The sequence below is a fragment of the Akkermansia muciniphila ATCC BAA-835 genome (genome assembly GCF_000020225.1).
GTDB classification, from domain to species: Bacteria; Verrucomicrobiota; Verrucomicrobiia; order Verrucomicrobiales; family Akkermansiaceae; genus Akkermansia; species Akkermansia muciniphila.
This window is the reverse complement of the sequence record NC_010655.1, coordinates 969,222-994,971: the sequence shown is the minus strand read 5'-3', so window position 1 is coordinate 994,971 and position 25,750 is coordinate 969,222. Positions and strand designations below refer to the sequence as shown.

At 54.5% G+C, this 25,750-nt stretch carries 13 protein-coding genes, 2 tRNA genes and 2 rRNA genes; 4 read left to right on the top strand and 13 right to left on the bottom strand.

All coding sequences use genetic code 11. The annotated features are described in order from the left end of the window. Positions 1 to 162: 162 nt before the first annotated feature. The 6 genes from AMUC_RS04525 to clpB all read right to left on the bottom strand — a co-directional run bounded on the left by AMUC_RS04525 (position 163) and on the right by clpB (position 8,525). Positions 163 to 2,998: ribosomal RNA gene (locus AMUC_RS04525) — 23S ribosomal RNA — on the bottom strand. Between the two features lie 208 nt (positions 2,999 to 3,206). Then, positions 3,207 to 3,283, bottom strand: a tRNA-Ile gene (locus tag AMUC_RS04520). A gap of 24 nt (positions 3,284 to 3,307) precedes the next feature. Continuing rightward, positions 3,308 to 3,383 (bottom strand) — tRNA-Ala (locus tag AMUC_RS04515). Between the two features lie 168 nt (positions 3,384 to 3,551). Further along, a 16S ribosomal RNA gene (locus tag AMUC_RS04510) occupies positions 3,552 to 5,063 on the bottom strand. Together the 16S and 23S rRNA genes with 2 tRNA genes alongside form the textbook arrangement of a ribosomal RNA operon. A 42-nt stretch (positions 5,064 to 5,105) precedes the next feature. Beyond that, positions 5,106 to 5,459, bottom strand: a complete 354-nt coding sequence (locus tag AMUC_RS04505) for a hypothetical protein (protein ID WP_042447530.1) — start codon at positions 5,457 to 5,459, stop codon at positions 5,106 to 5,108. A 483-nt stretch (positions 5,460 to 5,942) separates the two neighbouring features. Continuing rightward, positions 5,943 to 8,525: an ATP-dependent chaperone ClpB gene (clpB, locus tag AMUC_RS04500; protein WP_012419884.1), complete on the bottom strand. Its 2,583-nt coding sequence runs from the start codon at positions 8,523 to 8,525 to the stop codon at positions 5,943 to 5,945. A 501-nt stretch (positions 8,526 to 9,026) separates the two neighbouring features. Between clpB and AMUC_RS04490 the strand changes: the two genes are divergently transcribed. Beyond that, a complete protein-coding gene (locus tag AMUC_RS04490; protein ID WP_012419882.1) occupies positions 9,027 to 9,983 on the top strand; it encodes a bifunctional helix-turn-helix transcriptional regulator/GNAT family N-acetyltransferase in 957 nt (318 codons plus the stop codon). Position 9,984: 1 nt separating this feature from the next. Continuing rightward, a complete protein-coding gene (locus AMUC_RS04485) occupies positions 9,985 to 10,338 on the top strand; it encodes a cupin domain-containing protein (protein WP_012419881.1) in 354 nt (117 codons plus the stop codon). A 272-nt stretch (positions 10,339 to 10,610) separates the two neighbouring features. Here AMUC_RS04485 and kdpC read toward each other — a convergent pair whose 3' ends face one another. From kdpC to AMUC_RS04455, 6 genes are all read right to left on the bottom strand, one after another. Next, on the bottom strand, positions 10,611 to 11,186 hold the full coding sequence (gene kdpC, locus AMUC_RS04480; protein WP_012419880.1) for a potassium-transporting ATPase subunit KdpC: 576 nt from the start codon (positions 11,184 to 11,186) through the stop codon (positions 10,611 to 10,613). A gap of 29 nt (positions 11,187 to 11,215) precedes the next feature. Next, positions 11,216 to 13,324: a potassium-transporting ATPase subunit KdpB gene (gene kdpB, locus AMUC_RS04475; RefSeq protein ID WP_042448790.1), complete on the bottom strand. Its 2,109-nt coding sequence runs from the start codon at positions 13,322 to 13,324 to the stop codon at positions 11,216 to 11,218. A gap of 34 nt (positions 13,325 to 13,358) precedes the next feature. Next, positions 13,359 to 15,059 (bottom strand): potassium-transporting ATPase subunit KdpA, encoded by a 1,701-nt coding sequence (gene kdpA / locus AMUC_RS04470; RefSeq protein WP_012419878.1) that lies wholly within the window; start codon positions 15,057 to 15,059, stop codon positions 13,359 to 13,361. Positions 15,060 to 15,171: 112 nt separating this feature from the next. Continuing rightward, positions 15,172 to 15,951 carry a TonB-dependent receptor gene (locus AMUC_RS04465; protein ID WP_012419877.1) on the bottom strand — a complete coding sequence of 260 codons (780 nt, stop codon included), beginning with the start codon at positions 15,949 to 15,951 and terminating at the stop codon, positions 15,172 to 15,174. 153 nt (positions 15,952 to 16,104) lie between these two features. Next, complete coding sequence (locus AMUC_RS04460; RefSeq protein ID WP_012419876.1) at positions 16,105 to 16,803, bottom strand: response regulator; 699 nt, start codon at positions 16,801 to 16,803, stop codon at positions 16,105 to 16,107. A gap of 13 nt (positions 16,804 to 16,816) precedes the next feature. Beyond that, positions 16,817 to 19,495, bottom strand: coding sequence for a sensor histidine kinase (locus AMUC_RS04455; protein ID WP_012419875.1), 2,679 nt, complete (start codon positions 19,493 to 19,495; stop codon positions 16,817 to 16,819). Positions 19,496 to 19,935: 440 nt separating this feature from the next. On the opposite strand from AMUC_RS04455, the gene AMUC_RS04450 reads away from it, so the two are divergent. Together AMUC_RS04450 and AMUC_RS04445 are read left to right on the top strand one after the other, a co-directional pair. Continuing rightward, positions 19,936 to 20,946 (top strand): hypothetical protein, encoded by a 1,011-nt coding sequence (locus AMUC_RS04450; protein WP_012419874.1) that lies wholly within the window; start codon positions 19,936 to 19,938, stop codon positions 20,944 to 20,946. A 6-nt stretch (positions 20,947 to 20,952) separates the two neighbouring features. Beyond that, the gene (locus AMUC_RS04445; RefSeq protein WP_012419873.1) at positions 20,953 to 21,636 is read left to right on the top strand and encodes a PEP-CTERM sorting domain-containing protein; all 684 of its coding nucleotides are present in this window, start codon (positions 20,953 to 20,955) and stop codon (positions 21,634 to 21,636) included. Positions 21,637 to 21,824: 188 nt separating this feature from the next. Here the strand turns inward: AMUC_RS04445 and AMUC_RS04440 are convergent, their stop codons facing one another. Next, entirely contained in the window at positions 21,825 to 25,619 is a 3,795-nt protein-coding gene (locus AMUC_RS04440) for a glycoside hydrolase family 2 TIM barrel-domain containing protein (RefSeq protein ID WP_012419872.1), read from the bottom strand. Positions 25,620 to 25,750: the final 131 nt, after the last annotated feature.

The window sequence follows — 25,750 nt, the reverse complement described above, 5'->3', positions numbered from 1 at the left end:
GGATTTTTTTCAGGGTATGTGTGTGGCGGCTAAGAAGATTTCCGTCCTTTGTGTGGGAAGGGATTCAGCGTAAACTGACATCTGCGTGGCTGGTGGTTGATGAACATGCACAGGTAAATGAGACAAGAGCAAGTTGTCATTCACGACGGGGAGTGATGTAATATGATGAAGTCAATTGGTAATTAGTATCGCTCGGCTCAATACATTGCTGCACTTACACCTGCGACCTATCAACGTGGTGGTCTTCCACGAACCTGTAGGGAAAACTCATCTTGGGAAGGGCTTGGCGCTTAGATGCTTTCAGCGCTTATCCCGTCCGCACTTAGCTACTCGGCCATGCACTTGACAGTACAACCGATGCACCAGTGGTGCGTCAGACCCGGTCCTCTCGTACTAAGGTCTGAACCCCTCAATTTTCCAACGCCCACAGAGGATAGAGGACCGAACTGTCTCGCGACGTTCTGAACCCAGCTCGCGTGCCGCTTTAACCGGCGAACAGCCGGACCCTTGGGACCTTCTCCAGCCCCAGGATGCGACGAGCCGACATCGAGGTGCCAAACCACGCCGTCGATATGAACTCTTGGGCGTGATCAGCCTGTTATCCCTAAGGTACCTTTTATCCGTTGAGCGACGGCAATTCCACTTTCTACCGCCGGATCACTTGGGCCTGCTTTCGCATCTGCTCGACTTGTTGGTCTCACAGTTAGGCGGGCTTATGCCCATGCACTCGACACCCGGTTGCCAACCGGGCTGAGCCCACCTTCGCGCTCCTCCGTTACTCTTTGGGAGGATACCGCCCCAGTAAAACTGACCGGCTGACACGGTCCTCTGGCCGGATTCACGGCTCAGGGTTAGATCCTCCAGTTTCAAAGGGTGGTGTCTCATTGATGACTCGGACGCCCCCTAAAGGGCGTCTTCAGCGTCTCCCACTTACTCTGAGCATTAAAACCGAAGAAACAATGACAGCTTACAGTTAAGGTCTATAGGGTCTTTCCGTCCTTCTGCGGGTAGGCGGCATCTTCACCGCCACTACAATTTCACTGAGCGCCTGGTTGAGACAGTGCCCAACTCGTTTCACGATTCGTGCAGGTCGGAACTTACCCGACAAGGAATTTCGCTACCTTAGGACCGTTATAGTTACGGCCGACATTCACCGGGACTTGGGTTTAGAGCTTCGCCTTGCGGCTAACCCCTTGCCTTAATCTTTCGGCATTGGTCACGTGTCACACCCTATACTTCGACTTGCGTCTTTGCAGAGTGCTGTGTTTTTGATAAACAGTCGGTTGGGCCATTTCTCTGCGGCCTGCATCGCTGCAGGCACCCCTTCTTCCGAAGTTACGGGGCTAATTTGCCGAGTTCCTTAACCAGGTTTCACTCTTACGCCTTGGTATATTCTACCCACCCACCTGTGTCGGTTTGCGGTACGGGTCGCTTAGCATACGCTGGGGCTTTTCTTGGCACTCGATCCAATGATGCGCTGAGTCCGTGGACTCAACTCGGAATTCAATAACCTAGTCATCTTTTCTCATGCGTCCCCCCAGTTTAAGGGTTGCGAGCTCAGGATTATTAACCTGATGTCCATCGCCTACGCCTCTCGGCCTCGGCTTAGGTCCCGGCTAACCCAGGGACGAAACACGTTGCCCTGGAAACCTCGGGTTTACGGCGGCCGGGGATTTCACCCGGCTTAACGTTACTCATGTCTGCATACTCACTTGCATGTGCTCCAGGGTCAGTCGCCATCGCCCTTCGACGCGCATGCAACGCTCTTCTACCACTCTGCCTTGCGGCAAAGTCCAGAGCTTCGGTATAACGCTTGATCGCCAATCATTTTCGGCGCAGGATCACTCGATGAGTAAGCTATTACGCATTTTTTAAATGGTGGCTGCTTCTAAGCCAACATCCTCACTGTCTGTGTAATCCCACATCCTTTCCACTGAGCGTTATTTAGGCACCTTAGCTGCTGATCTGGGTTGTTTCCCTCTCGACAATGAAGCTTATCCCCCACTGTCTCACTGCCACGTTCCATTGCACGGTATTCGGAGTTTGATAAGGTTTGGTAAGCGGGTGTGCCCCCTAGCCTTGTCAGTGCTCTACCCCCGCGCATCAGCACGTGACGCTGCACCTAAATGCATTTCGAAGAGAACCAGCTATCACGGGGTTTGATTAGCCTTTCACTCCTACCCTCAGCTCATCAGAGAACTTTTCAACGTTCACCTGTTCGGTCCTCCACATGGTTTTACCCATGCTTCAACCTGGCCAAGGGTAGGTCACCTCCGCTTCGGGTCCAGTACCTGCGACTTATTGCGCCCTGTTCGGACTTGCTTTCGCTGCGACTCCGGGCCGGAAGCCCTTAGTCTTGCCACAAACACTGACTCGCAGACTCATTAAACAAAAGGCACGCCATCGCAGATTGCTCTGCTCTGACACTTTGTAGACATACGGTTTCAGGTTCTATTTCACTCCGCTCACAGCGGTTCTTTTCACCTTTCCCTCGCGGTACTTGTTCACTATCGGTCGCCAACTAGTATTTAGCCTTGCGCGGTGGTCCGCGCGGGTTCATACATCGTTCCACGTGTGATGTATTACTCAGGATACCACTAATTCCCACTCTGGATTTCGTCTACAGGGCTTTCACCTTCTCCGGCCAGCCTTTCCAGGCTGTTCTACTATCCAGTATGGTCGAATATGACGTGGTCCTACAACCCCGAAGGAATACCTTCGGTTTGGGCTCCATCCGCTTTCGCTCGCCACTACTTACGGAATCGATTTCTCTTTCTTTTCCTCCGCTTACTGAGATGTTTCACTTCAGCGGGTTTCGCGTTTCATACCCTATGTATTCAGGTATGAACGATCGAGTATTGCCTCGATCAGGTTACCCCATTCGGATATCCCCGGATCATCGCTTGCTTGCAGCTTCCCGAGGCTTTTCGCAGCTTGCCGCGTCCTTCTTCGCCTGTTGGCACCAAGGCATTCACCGTACGCCCTTACTTACTTCATCATATTGCAAAAGCTGTTACCACTTCCACAATACCACAAAGCCCTTTCGTGACTTACTGTATTGTCTCATTGCTTGGTATGCATGTTTATCTTGTGTTTTGTAGTTGTTGTTCAACTACCCACTTTGTTGGAAAGCGATTGCTTCTCAGCAATCGTTTTCTTTGCCACGCAGATGTCAATTTTCGCTTTCCCTCAATAATCGATTTTGCTGGTGGGCCTGACAGGACTTGAACCTGTGACCCCGCGCTTATCAAGCGCGTGCTCTAACCAACTGAGCTACAGGCCCGGCTTTGGGTCTCTTTCCCGAAACTGGTGGAGGCACGGGGACTCGAACCCCGGACATCCAGCTTGCAAAGCTGGCGCTCTACCAACTGAGCTATACCCCCAGTTGCGGTTCTCGGTGAAAAAAGGTCGTCACGCACGTCGTGCCAGGTTTCGCTCCAGGCGTCTGGCTGTTTACACATCTTTGGTTCGTTGCGGGCCCTCGCGGGTTCCGCTTTCTCTCCCCTCGGGAAGAGATCCGACCTGTGCACTTCCGTGCACTTGCTCCATAGAAAGGAGGTGATCCAGCCGCAGGTTCCCCTACGGCTACCTTGTTACGACTTCATCCCAGTTACCAGTCTCACCTTAGGACCCTGCCTCCTTGCGGTTGGCTTCAGATACTTCGGGTGCGACCGGCTTCCATGATGTGACGGGCGGTGTGTACAAGACCCGGGAACGTATTCACGGCGCCGTAGCTGATGCGCCATTACTAGCGATTCCGGCTTCGTGTAGGCGGGTTGCAGCCTACAGTCCGAACTGGGCCCAGTTTTTAGGATTTCCTCCGCCTCGCGGCTTCGGCCCCCTCTGTACTGGGCATTGTAGTACGTGTGCAGCCCTGGGCATAAGGGCCATACTGACCTGACGTCGTCCCCACCTTCCTCCCAGTTGATCTGGGCAGTCTCGCCAGAGTCCCCACCTTCACGTGCTGGTAACTGGCAACAGGGGTTGCGCTCGTTGCTGGACTTAACCAAACATCTCACGACACGAGCTGACGACGGCCATGCAGCACCTGTGTAACGCCTCCGAAGAGTCGCATGCTTTCACATGTTGTTCATTACATGTCAAGCCCAGGTAAGGTTCTTCGCGTTGCATCGAATTAAGCCACATACTCCACCGCTTGTGCGGGTCCCCGTCAATTTCTTTGAGTTTTAATCTTGCGACCGTACTCCCCAGGCGGCACGCTTAACGCGTTAGCTCCGGCACGCAGGGGGTCGATTCCCCGCACACCAAGCGTGCACCGTTTACTGCCAGGACTACAGGGGTATCTAATCCCTTTCGCTCCCCTGGCCTTCGTGCCTCAGCGTCAGTTAATGTCCAGGAACCCGCCTTCGCCACGAGTGTTCCTCTCGATATCTACGCATTTCACTGCTACACCGAGAATTCCGGTTCCCCCTCCATTACTCTAGTCTCGCAGTATCATGTGCCGTCCGCGGGTTGAGCCCGCGCCTTTCACACACGACTTACGAAACAGCCTACGCACGCTTTACGCCCAGTGATTCCGAACAACGCTTGAGACCTCTGTATTACCGCGGCTGCTGGCACAGAGTTAGCCGTCTCTTCCTCTTGTGGTACTATCTTTTTAATTTGCTCCCACATGACAGGGGTTTACAATCCGAAGACCTTCATTCCCCCACGCGGCGTCGCACCATCAGGGTTTCCCCCATTGTGAATGATTCTCGACTGCTGCCACCCGTAGGTGTCTGGACCGTGTCTCAGTTCCAGTGTGGCCGGACATCCTCTCAGACCGGCTACCCGTCATCGCCTTGGTGAGCCGTTACCTCACCAACTAACTAATAGGCCGCGAGCCCATCCCCAAGCGCATTGCTGCTTTAATCTTTCGATACTATGCGGTATTAATCCCAGTTTCCCAGGGCTATCCCGCTCTCGGGGGCAGGTTACTCACGTGTTACTCACCCGTGCGCCACTAGAGAATTATTAGCAAGCTAGCAATTCTCTCGTTCGACTTGCATGTCTTATCCACGCCGCCAGCGTTCGTTCTGAGCCAGAATCAAACTCTCCATCAAATTAATTTTTGAAATTGCTGGACCAAATGGAATCTTGCGATTTCATTTGCGCCATGCTTCAGCCAGCTCTTCCTCCAAGTTGTGTCTCTTGAAGGCCTCTTCGCTCTGCCTCGCACGGCGCGCGTCACGACCTTTTTTCTTTCCCCTTGCTTCTACCAAACCACCCCTCTCAGAGCTAGGTCGCTCCTTCGGGCTTTTACCCCTCAGACACCTCTCGGCACCCTCGGAAAACCCTCGGCGGTTTCGGTAGTCATTCCCTTGAAATCTTCTTATCGCAACCCCTTCCGGGGTTTTCTCCGGGTGGCCGGCTCCAGCCGCTTCCAGCGCTCTTCCGAGCCCTTCAGCCGCCGGGCTTTTCATCCCGTCGCCGTGTTGGCGTGCCGAGAAATCTATCATACCACACCTTTTTGTCAATTTTTTTCGTGCTCTTTTTTGCGTCCGCTTATTCCCGCCACCCCCTCAATACCCACATAACCTACATATCATGAACAGTATATGCTTTTGTCATACTGCCTCTTTCCACCGCATCTTTTTTTGAACGTCCCTCTCTTCCCTGCTCTTGTACCCTACCTTTCTTCGAGAAAAACTCAGACAATCTCCGCCACTTGCAAGGAAGCCTCGATTCCGTAGCCGGGTTCCCAAACTGATGAAGGCAGCCCTGATATGCCGAGTTCTTTCCACAATTTCTACTTCGTTATGCCGGAATATTCCGTCTCAGCGCAGATTTGAACGGAAACCGTGCCTATTCCGAGAAGAAGAAATAGGAGTGCGCAGATTCCATACGCGGCCTTTCCGCACCATTGGAGCAATAAACAGGGACGCAGCTAACGCCGCGCCCCTGTCCGCTCCCGGCAACACGCCGGCAAGCATGCTTTTCAGTTATTTTTTCTCCTTGGTGAAGTCCAATTTGCCGCCTTTTTCCCGCACCACGATTTCCGTTCCTTCCGGGAAGTCCCCTTCCAGAAGTTTAAGGCTGAGCGGGTCCAGAAGATCATGCTGGATGGCCCGCTTGAGAGGCCGGGCTCCATAAACAGGATCAAAACCGTGATCCGCCACCAGAGCCGTAGCTTCCGGAGTCATGCGCAAAAACAGGCCTTTGGCTTCCAGGCGCCTGCGGACACGCTGAAGCTGAATGTCCACAATGCCCTTGAGTTCCTGCGCCGTGAGCCGGTCAAAGATGATGATTTCATCAATGCGGTTCAGGAATTCCGGACGGAAGTGGCCTCGCAACGCCTCCAGGGCCTTGGCTTCCCGCTGTTCCGCATTGGCTTCATTGAGGATATACTGGCTGCCGATGTTGGAGGTCATGATGATGACCGTGTTGCGGAAGTCAACCGTACGCCCCTGGCCGTCCGTAATACGGCCGTCGTCCAATACCTGGAGCAATACGTTGAAGACGTCCGGGTGGGCCTTTTCAATTTCATCGAAGAGAACCACGCAGTACGGACGGCGCCGCACGGCCTCAGAGAGCTGACCGCCTTCTTCATACCCCACGTATCCGGGAGGCGCCCCGATGAGGCGCGCAACAGAATGTTTTTCCATGTATTCGGACATGTCAATGCGGACGATGGCGTTTTCATTGTCAAAAAGGAATTCCGCCAGTGCCTTGCTGAGCTCCGTCTTGCCGACGCCGGTGGGTCCCAGGAACAGGAAAGAGCCAATGGGCCTGTTTTCATCCTGCAACCCGGCGCGGGCGCGCCTCACGGCGTCGGATACGGCCTTAACGGCCTGTTTCTGCCCGATTACGCGGGCGCCCAGACGTTCTTCCATGTGCACCAGCTTGGCACGCTCCCCTTCCTGCAGACGGGCGGCGGGGATGCCGGTCCAGGTGGCAACCACTTTGGCGATGTCTCCTTCCGTGACTTCCTCCTTCAGCAGCCCTCCATCTTCCTTCTGCATTTTACTGAGCTTTTCCTTGCCTTCCGCCAGGGCGCGCTGGGCCTCCGGAAGTTCGCCATAGGTGATTTCCGATGCGCGGGTCAGATCACCCATCCGTTTGGCCCGTTCACTTTCCAGCTTGAGGGCTTCTATTTTTTCCTGTTCCCTGCGGACGGCGTCCAGCACTTCCTTTTCACTTTTCCATTTGGCAATCATGGAACCGGATTTTTCCTTCAAATCGGCCAGGTCCTTGGTGATTTTTTCCAAACGCGCCTTGCTGTCGGCGTCTTCTTCCTTCGCCAGCGCCTGCCGCTCCATTTCAAGCTGCATGGCTTCACGTTCAATCTGGTCAATTTCCGTGGGCATGGAGTCCAGCTCAATTTTGAGGCGGGCTGCCGCTTCATCCACCAGATCCACTGCCTTGTCAGGCAGAAAACGGTCGGAAATATAACGGTCGGAAAGGGTGGCGGCCGCCACGATGGCAGCGTCCGTAATACGCACCCCATGGTGAACTTCATAGCGTTCTTTCAGGCCGCGCAGGATGGCAATGGTATCTTCCACGCTGGGCTCGGAGACCATGACGGGCTGAAACCGGCGTTCCAGAGCCGCATCCTTTTCAATGTATTTGCGGTATTCGTCCAGTGTCGTCGCGCCGATGGTCCGCAGTTCCCCGCGGGCCAGGGCGGGTTTGAGCAGGTTGGACGCATCCACCGCCCCTTCACTGGCGCCCGCGCCTACGATGGTGTGCAGTTCATCAATAAATAGAATGATTTCACCGTTGGAATCCGTTACTTCCTTAAGGAAGGATTTCAAGCGCTCTTCAAATTCGCCACGATATTTGGCCCCGGCGAGCATGGATCCGATGTTGAGCGAAACAATGCGCTTGTTGCGCATGCTTTCCGGCACGTCGCCGTTGACTATGCGCCGCGCCAAACCTTCCGCAATGGCGGTTTTACCAACGCCGGGTTCCCCGATCAGGACGGGATTGTTTTTCGTCCTGCGGGAAAGAATCTGCAAAACACGGCGGATTTCCGTATCGCGGCCGATAACAGGGTCAATTTTACCGGCACGGGCGCGGGCCGTCAGGTCCGTTCCATATTTTTCCAGCGTCTGGTATTTGCCTTCCGGATTATCGTCCGTCACGCGCTGGTTGCCGCGCACTTCTTTCATGGCGGCCAGATAATTATCCTTGGTCAGGCCAAAGGTGTCCGTCAACTGGTGCACTTTGTTTTGCGTGTCCAACGCACCAAGCATGAAATGTTCCACGCTGAGGTAGTCATCTTTGAGCTTTTTGCGTTCTTCTTCCGCAGCCTGCATTACCGTAGCCAGGTCACGCCCCATCTGGGGCTGGGTGGTGGCACCGCTTTGGGTAGGTTCGTGGGAAACTTCCCTCTGGGCCGCCTGGAGAAACAACCCCGGGTCGCAAGAGGCCTTGCGGAGAATAGGGGAAAGAATTCCGCCTTCCTGCTCCAGCAACGCCACCAGAACGTCCAGAGAGGAGATTTCCGGTTTTCCAAGCCGTCCTGCAGTTTGCTGCGCCTGCATCAGCGCTTCCTGAAATTTTGTTGTTAGATTGTTAAGCATGGTATGTTGGTATTTTAGACATAAGAATAACTCCAACCGTTGAATGGAAAAACAGGATTTTTCCTGTTATCTAAAAATTTTTTGCCCCTCCGGATTCCCCGCAATATCACTTGCACGCTCAACGGGTTATTGGAGAGTCCGCCCTGACAAGGAAATCCTGTCCCGCTTTCCCATGGGGCTGGCGCATCCGGTATCCCGGCAACAGTGTAAAATTCTGAACGCCAAGGAAAATATTTCCGGAAAGAACGGCAGCCCCGTACCGGATAGAAATGCAGGAATAGCCCTTGCCCATGCTCCAAAATAATCGCGTGGGCAAGGGCGGCAATGCCAAATACCACGTCCGCGGCCTACCCGACTGACAGAAGACGGATTTTTCCATTCCATTGATGGATACAGCGATATTCCCCACCTGCAAGAAAACTAAAATGTGAAAAAATGCTTGCTCGCATGATAATGGCATGGTAGTTACGTAATCAGTTACGTATTCAATAACGGAAAGATATGGATTTTTTCGATAGGACAGGTAAAATAGCCATTGGAAGCAGGCTGCGCATGCTGACGGATGCTGTGACGTCTGATGCAAGTCAAATTTATGAATTATACGGCATTGACATAAAGCCAAAGTGGTTTCCCCTGCTTTTCGTTTTGGCCGACGGGAAAGAAAAAACAATAACGGGCATAGCGAAGGAAATAGGGCACAGCCATCCATCCGTGAGCAATATCGTTGGAGAAATGACGGCAAGAGGATTGGTGAAAAGCCTTGAAGACCAGAAGGACAAGAGACGCACCGTCATCGCCCTGGCTCCACATGGAAAAAGGGTCGCCGCCATGCTGACAGAGCTTTGCAAAGACGTGGAGGTCGCCGTAGAGGATATTTCCAAGGAAACGCGCCATGATTTGTGGAGAGCTATCGGCGAATGGGAAGACCGGCTCGCTGAGAAGAGCCTGCTGCAACGGGTCAAAGAAGCCCGGAAAATGAGGGAAAGGGAGCATATCAGGGTAGTTCCTTACGAACCGTGTTACAAAAATACGTTTAAATCACTTAACGTACAGTGGATTACAAAACATTGGAAGATAGAACCGCACGATCTGGACTATCTTGATCATCCGCAGGAATATATTATCAACAAAGGAGGCTTTATCTTTGTAGCCCTTTACAGGGGGAAGCCCGTCGGAGTTTGTGCCCTCTGCAAAATGGATGACCCGGTATATGATTATGAACTGGCGAAACTTGCCGTTCACCCTCATGCGCAGGGCAAAGGCATCGGGGAAATACTTTGCCATGCAGCCATAGACAAAGCAAAGGACATGAAGGCGAAAATTCTTTTTCTTGAAAGCAACACCCTGCTCAAGCCTGCCATACATACATATAAAAAGCTGGGATTCAAGGGACTTGCGGAAAATCACCCGGCATACGAACGCGGAAACATCCAGATGGAACTGAAGATAACGTATTGATATGGAAATCATAAAAAATAATAAAATCATCGTTCGCAAGGAAGACGCATCGAAGAAAGTGTTCAAGGGCGTTTCACTGGATTCGCTCGCTGTCGGAGAGAAATCAATGGTAGCAAAGATGAACTATGTGAAAGGCAACTTCGCCTCCACCCACCAACATCCGCATGAACAATGCGGGTACGTCATTTCAGGCGAATACCGCCTGAACATGGAAATGCCGGAGGAGAATATTGAAGTGCTGCTTCATGCAGGGGACAGCTACGCCATACCGGGCAATACGCCTCATTCCTTTGAGGTGATGGAAAGCGGAGAGGTTGTCGATGTGTTCACACCGCCAAGGAAGGACTATTTGTAAACAGCCGCATTTGGGGCTGAAGAAACTTCATATCAGCCTAATAAAACTAACGAGAGGATGTCGCCCCCCTATTGCTGCATTCTGAAAGGATTATCCGGCAGCATACCGAACGCCGACCAATTTGTTGTCTCTGTTTTTCAACAGATTAGGCCAAACTGACAAAAATCCAATAAGAAAACCGCCCCGGTAACCGGAGAAAGACGCGGAACCAAGGCACCGGCTGATGCCGGACGATTTTTCCGCCAGGATATTTTCCGGACCGGGGCGGTCAATTACATCCCGCTCATCGGGAACAATGTATCCAGCGCGGCGTTCAGAGTCATCACGTTGACTACGTTTTCCCCCAGAATTCCACCCCGGACGAAGTGTGCAGACACCAGTTTCCGGACTTTTTCCGGAGGTACTCCGCGCGTGGAGGCAACACGGTTCAACTGCAACTCCGCCGCTTCCGGAGAGATGAAAGGCTCCAAACCGCTGCCGGAAGCAAAAAGCATGTCCGCAGGGACAGGCGTTTTCTCCGGCAGGTTGTGGGCTTTCAGCAGAGCCGCCCTGCGCTCCGCCACCGTTCTGACCAGCTTCCCGGAAGTCCAGGAGAGGTTGCTGGCTCCGGAAGGCATGGTAGCGTATTCTCCGGCAGAGGGCCGGGGCCAGAAATATTTGGCGGAGATAAAAGGCTGTGCGACAAGCTCCGAAGCGATAATTTCCCCCCGTTCATTCCGGATTAGGGAACCATGCGCCTGATGAGGGAAAAAAATCAGGCTGGCCAGCGTAACGGCCAAAGGGTAAATGCCGCCGGTAATGACGGCCAGAAACAGAAACAGGCGCAGATTGGGAAATGTCCACTTCATGATAATTCAGCAGGTTAGGATTGGATTGTTCAAACAAGGCGCCATGCATTGATGACCATATCAATAAGCTTGATGCCCATGAAAGGAGCAATCAGGCCGCCCACCCCGTAAATGAGGATATTGCGCTTCAGCAGGGAGGCCGCTCCCGCTGGACGGTAGGAAACCCCCTTCAAGGCCAGCGGAATCAGCGCTACGATGATCAGGGCATTAAAAATCACAGTGCTGAGAATGGCGCTTTGCGGGGAATTCAGGCCCATTATGTTCAGGGCGGAAAGAGGTCCACTGGCCATGTCGTCAGCCACAAAGAGGCCGGCAAACATGGCGGGAATGATGGCAAAGTATTTGGCTACGTCATTGGCGAAGGAAAAGGTGGTCAGCGCGCCGCGGGTAATCAGCATTTGCTTGCCGATTTCTACGATTTCAATCAGCTTGGTCGGATTGCTGTCCAGGTCCACCATGTTGCCCGCCTCCCGGGCGGCCTGCGTTCCGGTGTTCATCGCCACACCCACATCGGCCTGGGCCAGGGCGGGAGCGTCATTAGTTCCATCCCCGGTCATGGCCACCAGGCGGCCGGCAGCCTGTTCCTCACGAATGCGCGCCAGCTTCATCTCAGGCGTAGCTTCTGCCATGAAGTCATCCACGCCGGCTTCCGCCGCAATGGATGCGGCAGTCAGGGCATTGTCCCCTGTCACCATGACAGTCCGGATGCCCATGGCCCGGAGCCGGGCAAAGCGTTCCCTGATGCCGCCCTTGACGATGTCTTTCAGATAAATGACCCCCAGCACGTCTTTTCCCCGGGCCACTACCAGCGGCGTACCGCCGACACGCGCGACATTCTGCACCATCATTTCCACCTCTTGCGGGAAAGTTCCGCCCCGGATTTTCACCCACTGCGCCACGCTTTCCGCCGCTCCTTTCCGGATGGAAACGGCCGGACGGCCGTCGTGCTCCGCAATATCCACGCCACTCATGCGGGTGGAAGCGGAAAACGGGATAAAAACAATATGGTCCGCGTCCATATGGCGGCCCCGGATTCCAAACTGTTTTTTAGCCAGCACCACGATGCTGCGGCCTTCCGGCGTTTCATCGGACAGGGAAGCAAGCTGGGCGGCTTCCGCCAGCTGAAGGTCATCCACCCCGGGTGCAGGCAGGAATTCGTTCGCCATTCGATTGCCGAAGGTGATGGTTCCGGTTTTATCCAGCATCAGCACATCAATGTCCCCGGCTACTTCCACGGCGCGACCGGACACAGCCAGCACATTCCGGCGCACAAGCCGGTCAATGCCGCTGATACCAACGGCACTTAACAATCCGCCGATCGTCGTCGGAATCAGGCATGCCAGAAGAGAGACCAGGATGGGCAGGGAAATACGGCCCTCCGCCCTGAAGCCAAGCGCCCGGGCAGAATCCTCAATGTATCCGGCCATGGCGGGAAGGGAAAGAACCACGGCAAGAAAAACAATGGTCAGCGCCACCAGCAAGATACCCAGAGCGGTTTCATTGGGCGTTTTCTGCCGGCTGGCCCCCTCCACCATGGAAATCATGCGGTCCAAGAACGTATGGCCCGGTTCCACGGTAATACGGATAACAATGCCGTCACTGATTACACGGGTTCCTCCCGTTACAGCGCTGCGGTCCCCCCCGCTTTCACGGATGACCGGAGCGGATTCCCCGGTAATGGCGGATTCATCCACGCTAGCGATGCCTTCTATCACCTCTCCATCCAGGGGGATGATATCCCCGGCCTCGCACAACACTTTGTCCCCTTTGCGCAATTCGGAAACGGAGACGATTTCCTCCGTTCCCTTGTCCGTCAGCAAACGGGCGTTCACATAAACGCGCATTTCTTTCAGGGCGTCCGCATACGCCTTTCCCCGGCCTTCCGCCAGCGCTTCCGCAAAGTTGGCGAAGAGCACGGTGAACCAGAGCCAGAGCGCGATTTGCAAAGTAAAGCCGAAGGGTTGCCCGGCAGCCAAATCCCTGATAAGGGCAATCGTTGCCATCAGGGCGCCGGCAGCCGTGATAAACATCACGAAGTTTTTAGACAGGACGCGCGGGTCAAATTTGCGCAGCGCATTCAGGAAAGCTGTTTTCAACATGGCTCCGTCATACCAGGATTGACTCTTTTTCTCCTTCATGATCATAAACATCCGGATTATCGGCTAATACGCCTTAAAGCATGGCTCCCGAATACAGGAGCAAATGCTCCAGAATAGGTCCCAAAGCCAGGGCCGGGAAGAAGGTGAGGGCTCCTACAACCAGCACGACGGCTACCAGCAGAACCATGAACATCAGGTTATCCGTCCCCATGGTGCCCTGGGCCGGCGGAGCGGTTTTCCTGGATGCCATGCTGCCAGCAATCATCATCACCGAAATAATGGTTCCGAAGCGGGCCAGCAGCATCGCCAACCCGCCCAGCAGGGAATAAAAAGGCGTATCCCCTGCAGCCAGACCAGCAAAGGCGCTTCCATTATTCCCGGCCTGGGAACCGAAGCAGTACAGGATTTCCGTCAGCCCGTGGGGGCCGGCATTGCAGATGGATGCCCGCCCGGTTTCCGTAGCGGCGGCCAGGCCGCTCATGACCAGGACGGCCATGCCGGGCAGAAGGATGCCCACCATGGAGCAGCACACTTCCCGGGCTCCCATTTTTTTACCCAGGAATTCCGGGGTTCGCCCCACCATTAAACCGCACAGGAACACGGTAATCATGGCAAACATCAGCATGCTGTACAAGCCGCAGCCCAGACCTCCGAAAATTACCCCACCCAGCAGCATATTGAACAGGGCAATCCCGCCGCCCAGCGGGGACATGCTGGAATGCATGCAGTTCACGGACCCGTTGGAAGATGCCGTCGTAGCGACGGACCAGAGGGAACTGTTCGTAACGCCCAGGCGCACTTCCTTGCCTTCCAGCATTTCCATGCCCGGGAAAAGCGGGTTTCCCGCATGTTCCGCCCACTGGGACAAGACAATGGCCGCCACAAGCAGAATCATCATGGCTCCGAAGATAATCCACCCCTGCCTCTTTTTTCCGATCATGACGCCATAGGCGTATGGGCAGGCGCAGCCGGCCAGAAGCAGGGAGAGCATTTCAACCATATTGCTGAAGGGCGTGGGGTTTTCAAAAGGATGCGTGCTGTTGTTCCCGAAAAAGCCGCCGCCGTTTGCTCCGAGCTGTTTGATGGCTATCTGGGATGCCGCCGGGCCACTGGGTATCATCTGTTCCACGCCATCCATGCCCGGCACGGCAATGGGTCCGTCAAAGGACTGCACCACACCCTGGGAGACCAGCAGAAGAGCAATGACCGTGGAAACAGGGACCAGAAAATACAACATGCTGCGCGTCAGATCCGTCCAGAAGTTCCCCAGAGTAGAAGCGCATCTCCTTTCCAGCCCGCGGATCAGGGCGGACATGACGGCAATTCCCGTACCGGCGCTGACGAAATTTTGCACGCCCAGCCCGGTCATTTGAACAAAATAACTGACGCCTTCCGGCCCTTCCCCTGAATAGAACTGCCAGTTAGTGTTGGTCACGAAGCTGATGGCTGTATTCAAGGCTATATCCCACCGCATATTTTCAGTTCCGGCGGGATTCAGAGGCAGCCATTTCTGGCACAGCAGGGAAAGGAAAAGGACGAGGAATCCAGCGGCGTTAAACAAAAGAACGGCCGTCAAATACTTCTTCCAGTCCATTTCGCGGGTGGGGTCCACTCCGGCCATACGGTAGACGCAGCGCTCCACGGGACCCAGAACCGGGGGAAGCCATGTCTGCCTTCCCATCAAAACACTTGCCAGCCATTTTCCGAGAAACGGGGTGAAAGAGACCAGTATGCCTATGAACAGGACAATGATTAACAAGTCGTGCGAGGACACAACGCAACTCTACGCATATTCTGGAAATTCCGGGTAGTTAACAAAGGGCCTCCGGACATTAAGAAATTATTAATTCCTCTCCGGAAGCCCGTTTTTTAACGCCGGTGCGCCGTTAAAACTCCATGCCCAGGCGGAATCCCACCCAGAATTCGTCTCCGGCATCCCTGTGACGCAGCACCGTAGCCGCCTGGGAATAATTGACGGAGCCGGAAAGCGTATAATGTTCTGCAAACCGCCATGTCACGCCCAGGCTCCAGTCAATGCAGTTGGAGCCGTCATCATAGTCCACGTTATAACCGCCGTTGTACCCGTACCTGACCATGGGAACCACGGTCACATTTTCCAGGGGGGACCACTCCAACCGCACAAAGGCGCTGTAATAGGCTTCAAAATCCTGGTGTTCCACTTTCACCTGGGTTTCCGCTCCTACAGCCATCCAATCCGTTACGGCATAGGAGACCGTCAGCGCCGGATTGGCCACATTATAATCCTGTGTAAAATAGAATTGATGCTCATACCAGGGATTGACAGTCCACTTCCCCAGATTCCAGGCGTAACCCAGAACCAGGTCCAGTTCATCGTAATTGGCGGAATCTCCTCCGGCATACCAGGCGCTGAACGTAAGATTCTTCCAAGAAATGCTCGGAGCCACTTCCCAGATGCCGCTGCCCGGCAGGCAGTCCAGACCTTCCGTTACGTACTTACTGGACCACCCCGCCGAGAAGGAAAAGGCCCAATCCGTGTCTGTGGAAGGTATGGCGGCCTCCTGCATGTTTGTCAGGGAGGCTATCGACGGAGAAACCGTTTCCTCTCCTGCGCAGACGGTTCCTGCTATCATGGCGCAGCCCAGGGCTGCGGCTCCTACGTTTCTTGCGTTGTACTTGATCTTCATAAAGACGTATTGAATACGTCTTGGATCCTACACAGCATGTTGGACTGCGTGAAGTTAAGCCACATTCTCCAACCGTTATGAAAAAATATATTTTCCGGCTGCCGCAGATAATGTGCCGCTATTTTTTCCAGCCCAGTAAAACTGGGACAAGGGCTACTCGGCTCCATCCGCCACAATTCTGTAACCCAGGCCGGATTCCGCGCGAATAATGCGGTTTTCCGGATCGGAATCCCCCAGCTTTTGGCGCAGGTGGGCAATGTGCACCCGCAGGTAGTGCGTGTCCTCCTCATGCTGGGGACCCCAAATTTCACGGAGCAGCTGGCGGTGGGTCATCACCTTGCCCTGATGGAGCAGAAGCAGGCGCAGAATTCCGTACTCTTTGGAGGTTAAATGAATTTCCTCTTTCCCCTTCTCCACGCGCCGGGAACTCAGATCCACGACAATGGGACCCAGCCGGAATACGGACGGCTCACGGTCCGGACGATTGCGCCGAAGCATCACGCGCAGGCGCGCCAGCAATTCACGGCCGCTGAACGGCTTGGTCAAGTAATCATCCGCCCCGGCATCCAAGGCATCCACCTTTTCATCCTCCCTGTCCCAAGCCGTTAGAATCAGGATAGGAACCTGAGTCCACTCCCGAAGCTGTTTCAGCACTTCCAAGCCGTTAATGTCCGGAAGCCCCAGATCCAGAATAATGGCATCCGGCCGCTTCAGAGCGGTCTCACTCAAGCCAAGCTGCCCGTTTTCACACTCGCGGACATGGTAGCCTGCGCCGGTCAGCGTCAGGTTCAGAAGACGGCGTATCTGCCGTTCATCGTCAATAATCAGGATATCTGCAGGAAAGTTGCTCATGAGGCAGGAGGAATTACTCTTCAGGAACACTATCGTGCTCCACCAGGGGAAGGACAAGCCGGAAACATGTTCCGGCGGAAACGGGAACCAGGGAGACGGCACCGCGCTGAGCTTCCATGAACCCGCGCACAATGGGGAGCCCCAGGCCCAAACCACCGGGCCGCGTCGTCCGGAAACGTTCAAAAATGGTTTCCGCCCGTTCGGGAGGAATGCCCGGCCCCATGTCATGAATATCCAGCCAGACCTGGCCGCGCACGGAGTCGGCACCACCTTGCAACGTAACAGAGGTTCCCTCAGGAGTATGTACGCAGGCATTCAACAGCAGATTGACCAGTACCTGTTCCATCAGGGAAAAATCCGCCTTCACCAGCGGGTAGTCCGGCGGCAGGGAAACAGACACGGGATGATTCCGGCGTGCTTCCCTGGTAGCAGCCAGAGCCCCTTCAATAACATCCCCCAGATCGCACCAGTCCAGTTTGGGTTTCAAAGCGCCGGATTCCAGGCGGCTCACATCCAGCAAATTCTTCACCAGGCGGCGCAGACGGCGCGCGGCCAGTAAAATTTCCCCGTATTCTTCCCGCTCCTCCGGTGCGGACGCGGCACGTCCGGCCAATTTTTCACAGCCGCCCTCAATCACGGCCAAAGGCGTTTTGAACTCATGGGAAACACTGTCCAACAGGGATCGGTGCAGTTTTTCCGATTCTTCCATGAGCCGCGTACGCGCCCGTTCCGCCCTCAATTCTTCACGCTCCAGCGCCATGGCCAGCTGCGCTCCCATGCTTTCCAGCAAATCCTTCTGCCCGGCCGTCAGGCACTCCCCTTCCTCTGGCCTTACGCCCAGTACGCCCATGCAACGCTCCCCGGACATCATGGGAAGGTAAAACCCTTCCGCTACCGGGATCGTATCCGTAAACCTTCCTGCGGGGCGGCGGTGTTCCATACACCAGACTGCCACGCTCCATTCCTTCTCATCCATGGCGTACTCTCCGCCGGTCTCCCAAAGCCTCAGCTTACCGCCGCCTCCTTCCGGCGTCATGACAGCCAGGCGCACCCCCATAATCTGGCTGATCTGTCCCGCCGCGACGGAAATGAGGGAAGGCACGTCCGAAGCGGATCCAATGGCCCGGGAATACAGGAACAGGGCATTGGTCTTTTTTTCCCGTTCCCGTTCTTCCCGCTCGCGGATCCTCAGGCGGGAAGTGAGCCGTCCCGTAGAAAGGGCCACCAAAAAGAAAAAGAAGCACATCAAGGCGTCCTCCAGCCGCTCTATCTTGAACGTCATCACCGGGGGAATAAACAGCAGGTTCCACAACAGGACACTCAGCGCCGCGGCCAGAAGCATGGCCCAGCGGGAACGGATGAAAAAGCCCAGGCCCACTACTCCGGCCAAATACAGAAAACCGGGAGCAAAATAACCGGTAAATGCGGAAACCAGCAGGCCGGCACCCGTGACGGCCGCTGTCACGCCTGCGGCCAGCCAGTAATCCCGGCCATCTTTCTCCGTTTTCCGGTGCCAGCTCTTCCAACGGTTACGGCCCGGTCCCGAAGCGGCGGGAACCACGTAAATATCAATCTGGTCGCTTCCCTTCACCAGCTTATCCACCAAGGATATGGGCCGCACCAGGCCCCACAGGTAGCTTTCCTGCGGTTTGCCCACCACAATTTGGCTGACATTTCTTAAAAAAGCCATGCGGAGCAGCGTTTCCGCCAAATCGGAACCGGGCATCACGACCACTTCCGCGCCCAGCCGCCGCGCCAATTCCAGATTGGCGTCCAGCCGCTGCTGCTGTTCAGGAGGCAAGGGCACGCCCGTATCCACGGAAAGGGCTATCCACGGAGCGTTCAGGGCATAAGCCATGCGGCGCGTCCAGCGTACCAGCCGGGCGGAAAACGGGCTGGGACCTACCGCCACCATCAGACGTTCCCCGCTGCGCCAGATAGAGCGGTCCCCGGAAATGGTACGCACCTCCGTCAGTTCATGGTCCACCTTCTCCGCTACGATGCGCAGGGCCAGTTCCCGGAGGGCCGTCAAATTGGACTCCTTGAAAAAATGATCCAGAGCGGCGGAAGCCTGGGGAGCGCTGTACACTTTCCCCTCCCGAAGGCGCGTCCGCAGCTGATCCGGAGTAATGTCCACCAGCTGGATGCAATCCGCCTCCGCCAATACGGAATCCGGCACGGTTTCCTGCACGGGGGCGGCTGTAATGTCGTGAACGGTATCGGAACGGCTTTCCAGATGCTGCACGTTCAGCGTGGTGTAAACGTCTATTCCCGCGGCCAGCAAATCCTCCACGTCCTGATAGCGTTTCCTGTGGCGCATTCCCGGGACGTTGGTATGCGCCAGTTCATCCACCAGAATAAGCTGGGGCTTCACGCGCAATGCCTCCTCCAAATCAAATTCCTCCATTTCCACTCCCCGGTAAACCATCTTTTTCATGGGAAGGCGCGGCAGCCTGCCAATGAGCCGCATCGTATCTTCCCTCCCATGGGATTCCGCCACGCCGATAATGACTCGCACGCCCTTGTCCGCCGCCTGAATGGCCGCCTCCAGCATGGCGCATGTTTTGCCTACTCCCGGCGCCATGCCAAAGAAGATTTTCAGCAAGCCGCGGCCGGGACGGGCTTCCTCCCTCCGGATGGAGGCCAGAATCCTGTCCGCCCGCTGGCTGTCCGAATGCGTTTCTGAAAACATGAAAAGAGGAATCGGAATGATATCCGGCTTGAATGTTGGAATCAACCTAATGGAAGAACGTTCAGGGCGCAAATAAAACAACCCGGAAAAAACATTAAAATTTTATTAAATCCTCTCCCCTGTTTTCAGGCTCTCCCCACCCCTTCCTCTGCCAAGCATTCCTGAAATCTTTTTTTCATGATTTTCCCCTTCCAGGTTCCGCACCGTATCTCTACCACCCTGCCTCCGTCCTGTTTTTCCTGTGTCCGGCCATTGGAAGTTACTGTTCCGGAGGCATTGAAAAAAGCGGCGGCAGCCCTTCCTGCGCTTCAAATCCCGGGGCCATCCCCCGGACAAACCTGAAAGCTTCCTCCATCCGGGGAAAAGTCTGACAAATGAAAAACGGGAATGTTTCCCCCTTTCCTAATTGACAAACGATTTCCTTTCTTCTTAATGGGTTAATGTTTATCAATCCGGTACATTGTCTGCCAGCCTCTCTCTGCGCATGCGCGTTGCTTCCGGCAACAATCGCCTCCCTGCATGCGGAAACGGCTTACAGTACGCCCTGCGGCTATATCCAGACAACCCTGTACGCCAAAGCAACGGGTTATCTGGGTTTAGGGGTGCATCCGGAAGCCTTGGTACAGCACACCCTTGAAGAAGGCAACATTACCATTTCCGGTAATAAAGTCACCATCACGGACCCGGACGTTAATTTCAACGACCTGATGAATGAAAACTCCGCCTATGTGCTGGTTCTTCACTTCGGCAATGAAGTTATAGCTCTTCCCTTAAACCGGGATGGTTGGAAAAAACCGGGAGCCAGCTGGACGGAGCATTCCATTAAAGTGAATGACCGCCTTCTTTCTGATCTGGTAAGCAAGGGCACTCCCCCCGATTCATATGTCCTGCGCAAGGCGCGCACTCTGGATGATATTCTTGGAGAAGACAACCAGTTTGGCCTGAAAAGCGGCTCCGCCATGTCTGCAGACACGGTTAATATCTTTAATTCGGCAACCACCAAGCTTGCCGCTTATTATTCTGGAAATGAATGGAGAAGAAGGGGATCTACGGAAAATATCGGCAGTATGCCGGTGTTCAGCCATGAACCCCTGACCATTACGCGCAAAGCTGGTTCCGATGTTACAGCTGTGGTCATTGGGGAAGTATCCCTGAAGAATCAGAAGCTGGTCGTTCCCACATTCAATTCCCTTCTTCACACTCGCCTGCCCCTTTCCCAGACTTTGGCTGAAATAGCTTTGCAATTGCCTGATGACGCCGTCATCAACATTCCCGCAGATGACAAAAATGCCATGGTCAAGGTCGTCAACAACAACGGTTCCTGGAAACGTCAGGACAATGGAGAGGATGTTTCCAATATCCCCTTCAGCGGAGTTTTTTCCATCTACTACGAATCTTCCAAGACACCTTCCTACATCACGGTGTCCAGCAAACATCAAACCAACAAATAACCAGCCATGTTCTATCGCTCCCTTTTCACCAATGCTTTCACCGCCTGCGCTCTCTTTTCTGGAGAAATTGCCTTAGCGGACAGTTTCAATATCAGCAATGACGATTCCTCCGCATATTCCCTAATCAATTCTCTCGGAGAACCGCTAAATGCAGGCAATGCCATTTTAGGTACCTTCAGCAGCGGTACTTGGAGTTATGATGTGACCACCAGCCGATGGAACTTCCAAGGCAATTCGTATGCACAGGATCAACTGAAATACAGTGATCTGATGAGCATGCAGAACAACTTCACCAGCGCGTTGACAAATATACCGGAAGAGCAAAATGGCGGCGTCGCTGACGGCAGATTTAACTTGTCCGGAGATTACTCTTCTTCCCTGACATCCCCGGTTTATCTAATGGTGACGGGACAGGATGGAGAAACAGCTCTTTTTGTCTTTAAAGACGTATCCAGCGACAGTCTGCTTAATTACGATAATATAGATATATCCGGCACCGAGACGTTCGATCTGTGGCTTACGACCAAGGAGCAGGCTCTAACAAACGAGCTTGACTACTACACCGAATGCATCCTGGGAAACATCAATCTGCAAAACAATACCATCCAGCTTTTGATCCCGGAACCCGCGACAGCCACCATGAGCTTACTGGGTTTGACGGCCCTGATGGTACGCCGTAAACGGAAATAGAAGCTTCCCTTTTCATCAAACCCCTGTACGGGTATTTCCCGTACAGGGGTTTTTGTTCTGCCAATTGTTCATCCTCCATCTTCTTCTGCATTTTCCCTCCAGGAAACCCATGGAGCCCGGCAATAAAACGCCCCGCGCACTCGGAAAGAGCGGCGGGGCGCCTGTTCAAACGGTAAAAACCGCAGGAGTTATTTCTTAACGGGAATGATATCCAGTTCCGCTACGGCGGCGTAATCCCGCCCCTGCGCCTCACTAAGGGCGGAGAAGCGGAAATAACGCGCCTTGACGGGAGCTTGGAATTTCACTTCCTGCAGGTCAGCACTGTCCGGGAAGGAGCCCTTGGCGGCAGGCTGCCATTTCTCTCCGTCCGTGCTCACGTCCACGGAATAATCTTTCACGCGGCCATTGCTGCTGCCATCCTGACGTGGAAGATAAGTGATTCCGGAGAATTCCCGCTCCTTACCCAGGTCCACGGCCAGTACATGCGGATGTTTGGTCACGGTTTTATTGTATTCAGAGTGCCAGAAGGTGCCGGGATCACCGTCAATGGCGAATTCGGCGTCCGCTTCGCCCTGCTCCTGGCTGGTTACACTCTTGACCGTATACTTGTCCGTGCGGGTCAGCATGGTCATATCCAGCCGGGCCGCAGGCACGCGGATTTCCCCCTTGTAGGACTTGGCGGTAATGGGCCGCATAAAGAAGGACATCGGGTAGGGCTTGTTGGCCTTGATGATGTCCCTGCCCATAGGGCCGGGACCGCAGGAAGCACCCCCCAGGCCGCGCGTGGCGGAAGAGAGAACCAGAACGGTCTTATCCGTCGTCTTCGGCAGTTCCACGGGGTGGTTTGCCAGGATCAAATCCGTGGTGGTATACGGAAGGGCGGAGAAAGCGAACGGTGCGCCCACGGAACCGAAAAGCAGGCCGTTCCCCTTGTCGTCCGTAACGGCCACCCAGCGGGTATCCTCATGGTTGCCGCAATCCTGCGGTCTGCCGTACGGGAAGAAAGAATCCCAGGCTGTCGTTTTATACACGCCCAGAGGCATGCCGCTCTTGCGGTCCGCATAGTTTTCTTCCGGCCCGCGCCCGTAATAGGCTACGTTGTCCATATTCGCCGGCAACTGGAGTTCGTATCCCAGGCGCAGCAGTTCCAGGGGATTGCCGCGCGGAAGCAGTACGGACTGGCAGACGACAGTTCCATCCGCATAGATGGTCCATTCCAAATTATTGATGAAATGGGTGTTCGTATCGTTCAGGGGTTGCTTCCTGGCCGTGATGGTGGTCTTGGTATCGCCGTAGCCGCTGATGTTTTCAGCCTGTTTGCCGCTTACCTTGATGGATTGCTTGACGGTGACGCTATTGCCGTTATCAATGGCTTCGTAACTGAGCAGTTCATGCTTCAGTTCACGGAGGCCGTTAGCCATGCTCTTGGCCATGACGCCCGGCTCATTGCTGGAGGCGGCGCGCAGGGCGTTCACCGCCATGGGCGTTTTAAACAGAGGCTTGCCGTTTACCGTGAACTGGGCCAGTTCCCCGGTGGACGCGTCAAACTGCACGGAAAAATCCTTGCCGGAAACGGTATGCTTGTCCGTGCTGAGGCTGACTTTGCCCGCAGGAGCCTTGAACACAGGCAGATCTCCCTGCACGGGAAGCTGGAGCTGGTCAAAGGCCAATTCATATCCCTTCTTGGCCCACCCCCTGTCCTTCTTCAGCTTGTAACTTATGCGCAAGGCATACTCCACCCCCGGTTTCCGGTTTTTCAACTGGGGAATGTCCGGAATGGGAACCACAATCTTTTCTCTGGGACCGGCCGGAGGCGTGTCCAACCTGCCTTCAGCCACTGCATTGCCGTTTTCCGTGAGGGTCCAGGTAATGTCGTATGAAGAAAGGTCCGTAAAGAAATTCTTGTTGAAAATGGAAATCCTGCCGTCGTCCGTCAAAGATGTGGAAATATTCTGATAGACGTGCTTGACTTCAAAATAACCCGGTTCCGGCGTACGATCCGACAGGATGGTGCCGTTGAACACAAACTGGCCGCTATTGGGATGGTCGTTGAAATCGCCGCCATAGCAGAGCATCTTTTCTCCATTCGGCAGGGTCTTGTACAAGCCCTGGTCCACCCAGTCCCAGATGGCGCCGCCCATAATGCGGTCGGAAGACTCGATGGCCTCCCAGTAATCCGCCAGGTTGCCCATGGCATTCATCATGTTGTGTGCGTACTCGGAAATATAGTAGGGCTTGGGGAAATCCTTGTTGCCCGCCATGGAACGCGTCCAGTCCACGGACGGATACTGGTTGGACCCCAAGTCCACAATGTCATTATTGCGTTCGTAGTGGGTGGGGCGGGACATATCCCTGGCCTTCACCATCTTTTCCGCACTGCGGAAATTCTGGCCGGGGCCGGCTTCATTCCCCAGGGACCACATAATCACGCAGGGATGGTTCTTGTTGCGCTCCACCATCGCCATGATGCGGTCCACGTGGGCCGGCATCCACTCAATGGGATGGGAAAGGGACTCCTTGCCATAGTAATAGCCGTGGGACTCGATGTTGGCCTCATCCTGCACGTAAATGCCGTACTTGTCACAGAGGTAATAAAAATAAGGATCCGCGGGATAATGGGAACAGCGCACGTGGTTGATATTGGCGCGTTTCATCATCCGCACTTCTTCCTCCATCTGCTCCGGAGTCACGTAATGCCCTGTTTCCGGATGGCTTTCATGGCGGTTCACGCCCTTTACCTTCACCGGCTGGCCGTTTACCAGGAACACGCTGTCCTTAATCACCACATTGCGGAAACCCACGCGGGAGGAAACCATTTCTTCCGTCTTCCCGTCACGCTTCAGCGTCAGTACCAGGGTGTACAGGTTGGGATCCTCCGCAGACCATAGTCTGGGTTTGGAATAAATGCCCAGCAGGGAAGTTTTAAAATCCTTCATGCCGGTAATGCGCAAGGGCTTTTCCAACACGCCGTCATATGGCGCATCCTTGGGCTTGACAGGTTCTACCAGTTTTCCGGCAGCGTCATACAGGGCCATGGAAACCGTGCAGCCGTCCAGCTTTTCCGTTGCCGGAAACAGATTGCGAACATCCACATCCACCTGAAGGCGCCAATCGCCGTCCACGGTCCCCGGTTTGGCATGGTCAATATTCAAAGCCCAATCCCTCTGGTCCACCGGATTGGCCTGTGCGAAAAAGTCGCGGATGTGAACTTTCGGCAGCGCAAAGATGGAAACATTGCGGAAAATGCCGGACAGGCGGAACATGTCCTGGCATTCCAGATATGCTCCGTCGGAATGGCGGTACACCTCTGCGGCCACCACATTCTCCCCCTTCTTAAGGTAGGGGCTGATGTCAAAACGGGCCGGATTCCGGGAATCTTTGGAAAAACCTACATACTGCCCGTTGATCCAGAGGTAGAAGAAGGAATCCACTCCGTCAAACTGCATGTACACTTCCCTGCCGTCCCAGTCCGCAGGTACTTCAAAAGTGCGGCGGTAGGAACCTACGGGGTTCCGTTCCTTGTAGGACGTATAATTCTTGTTGGAAGGCTCCTTCATTACATAAGGCCAGGAGCGTTCAAAGGGATACGGCTGATTGGAATAAATGGGGGTGCCGTAACCCTGAGTCTGCCAGGAGGAAGGCACCTTAATCTCCTTCCAGTCCTTTACGTCGTAATCCGGCTTGTAAAAATCGGCCGGGCGGCTCTGGGGATCCTTCGCCCAGTGGAACTTCCACTGACCGTTCAGGGACCTGCGCCATTTACTGTTTTCAGGCAGCACTTTCAAGGCGGACTGCAAATCGCTGAAAGACGCGAAAAAGGCGGTTGGAGCTTCCTTATTCAAATGCAGGTTTTGTTCCTGTTCCCATTCCAGCCCTGTGGGGGCTGGCGCGGGGGCGGAATCGCCCGGTGCTCCCAGGCCGCACATGGCGGAACTTACCGCCAGCGCGGTACAGGATAAAAGCCAGGATCTGGTCGTTCTCATGAAATCAATATGTGTCGGAGTTGATATGCACAAACGGATTGTCCTGTTACATACGAATCCGCAATTCTAATTCTAACAGCAAACTTGCCCTTTGCAAGCTGCTGTTGCGTTTATGAACGGCCTGCAAACGC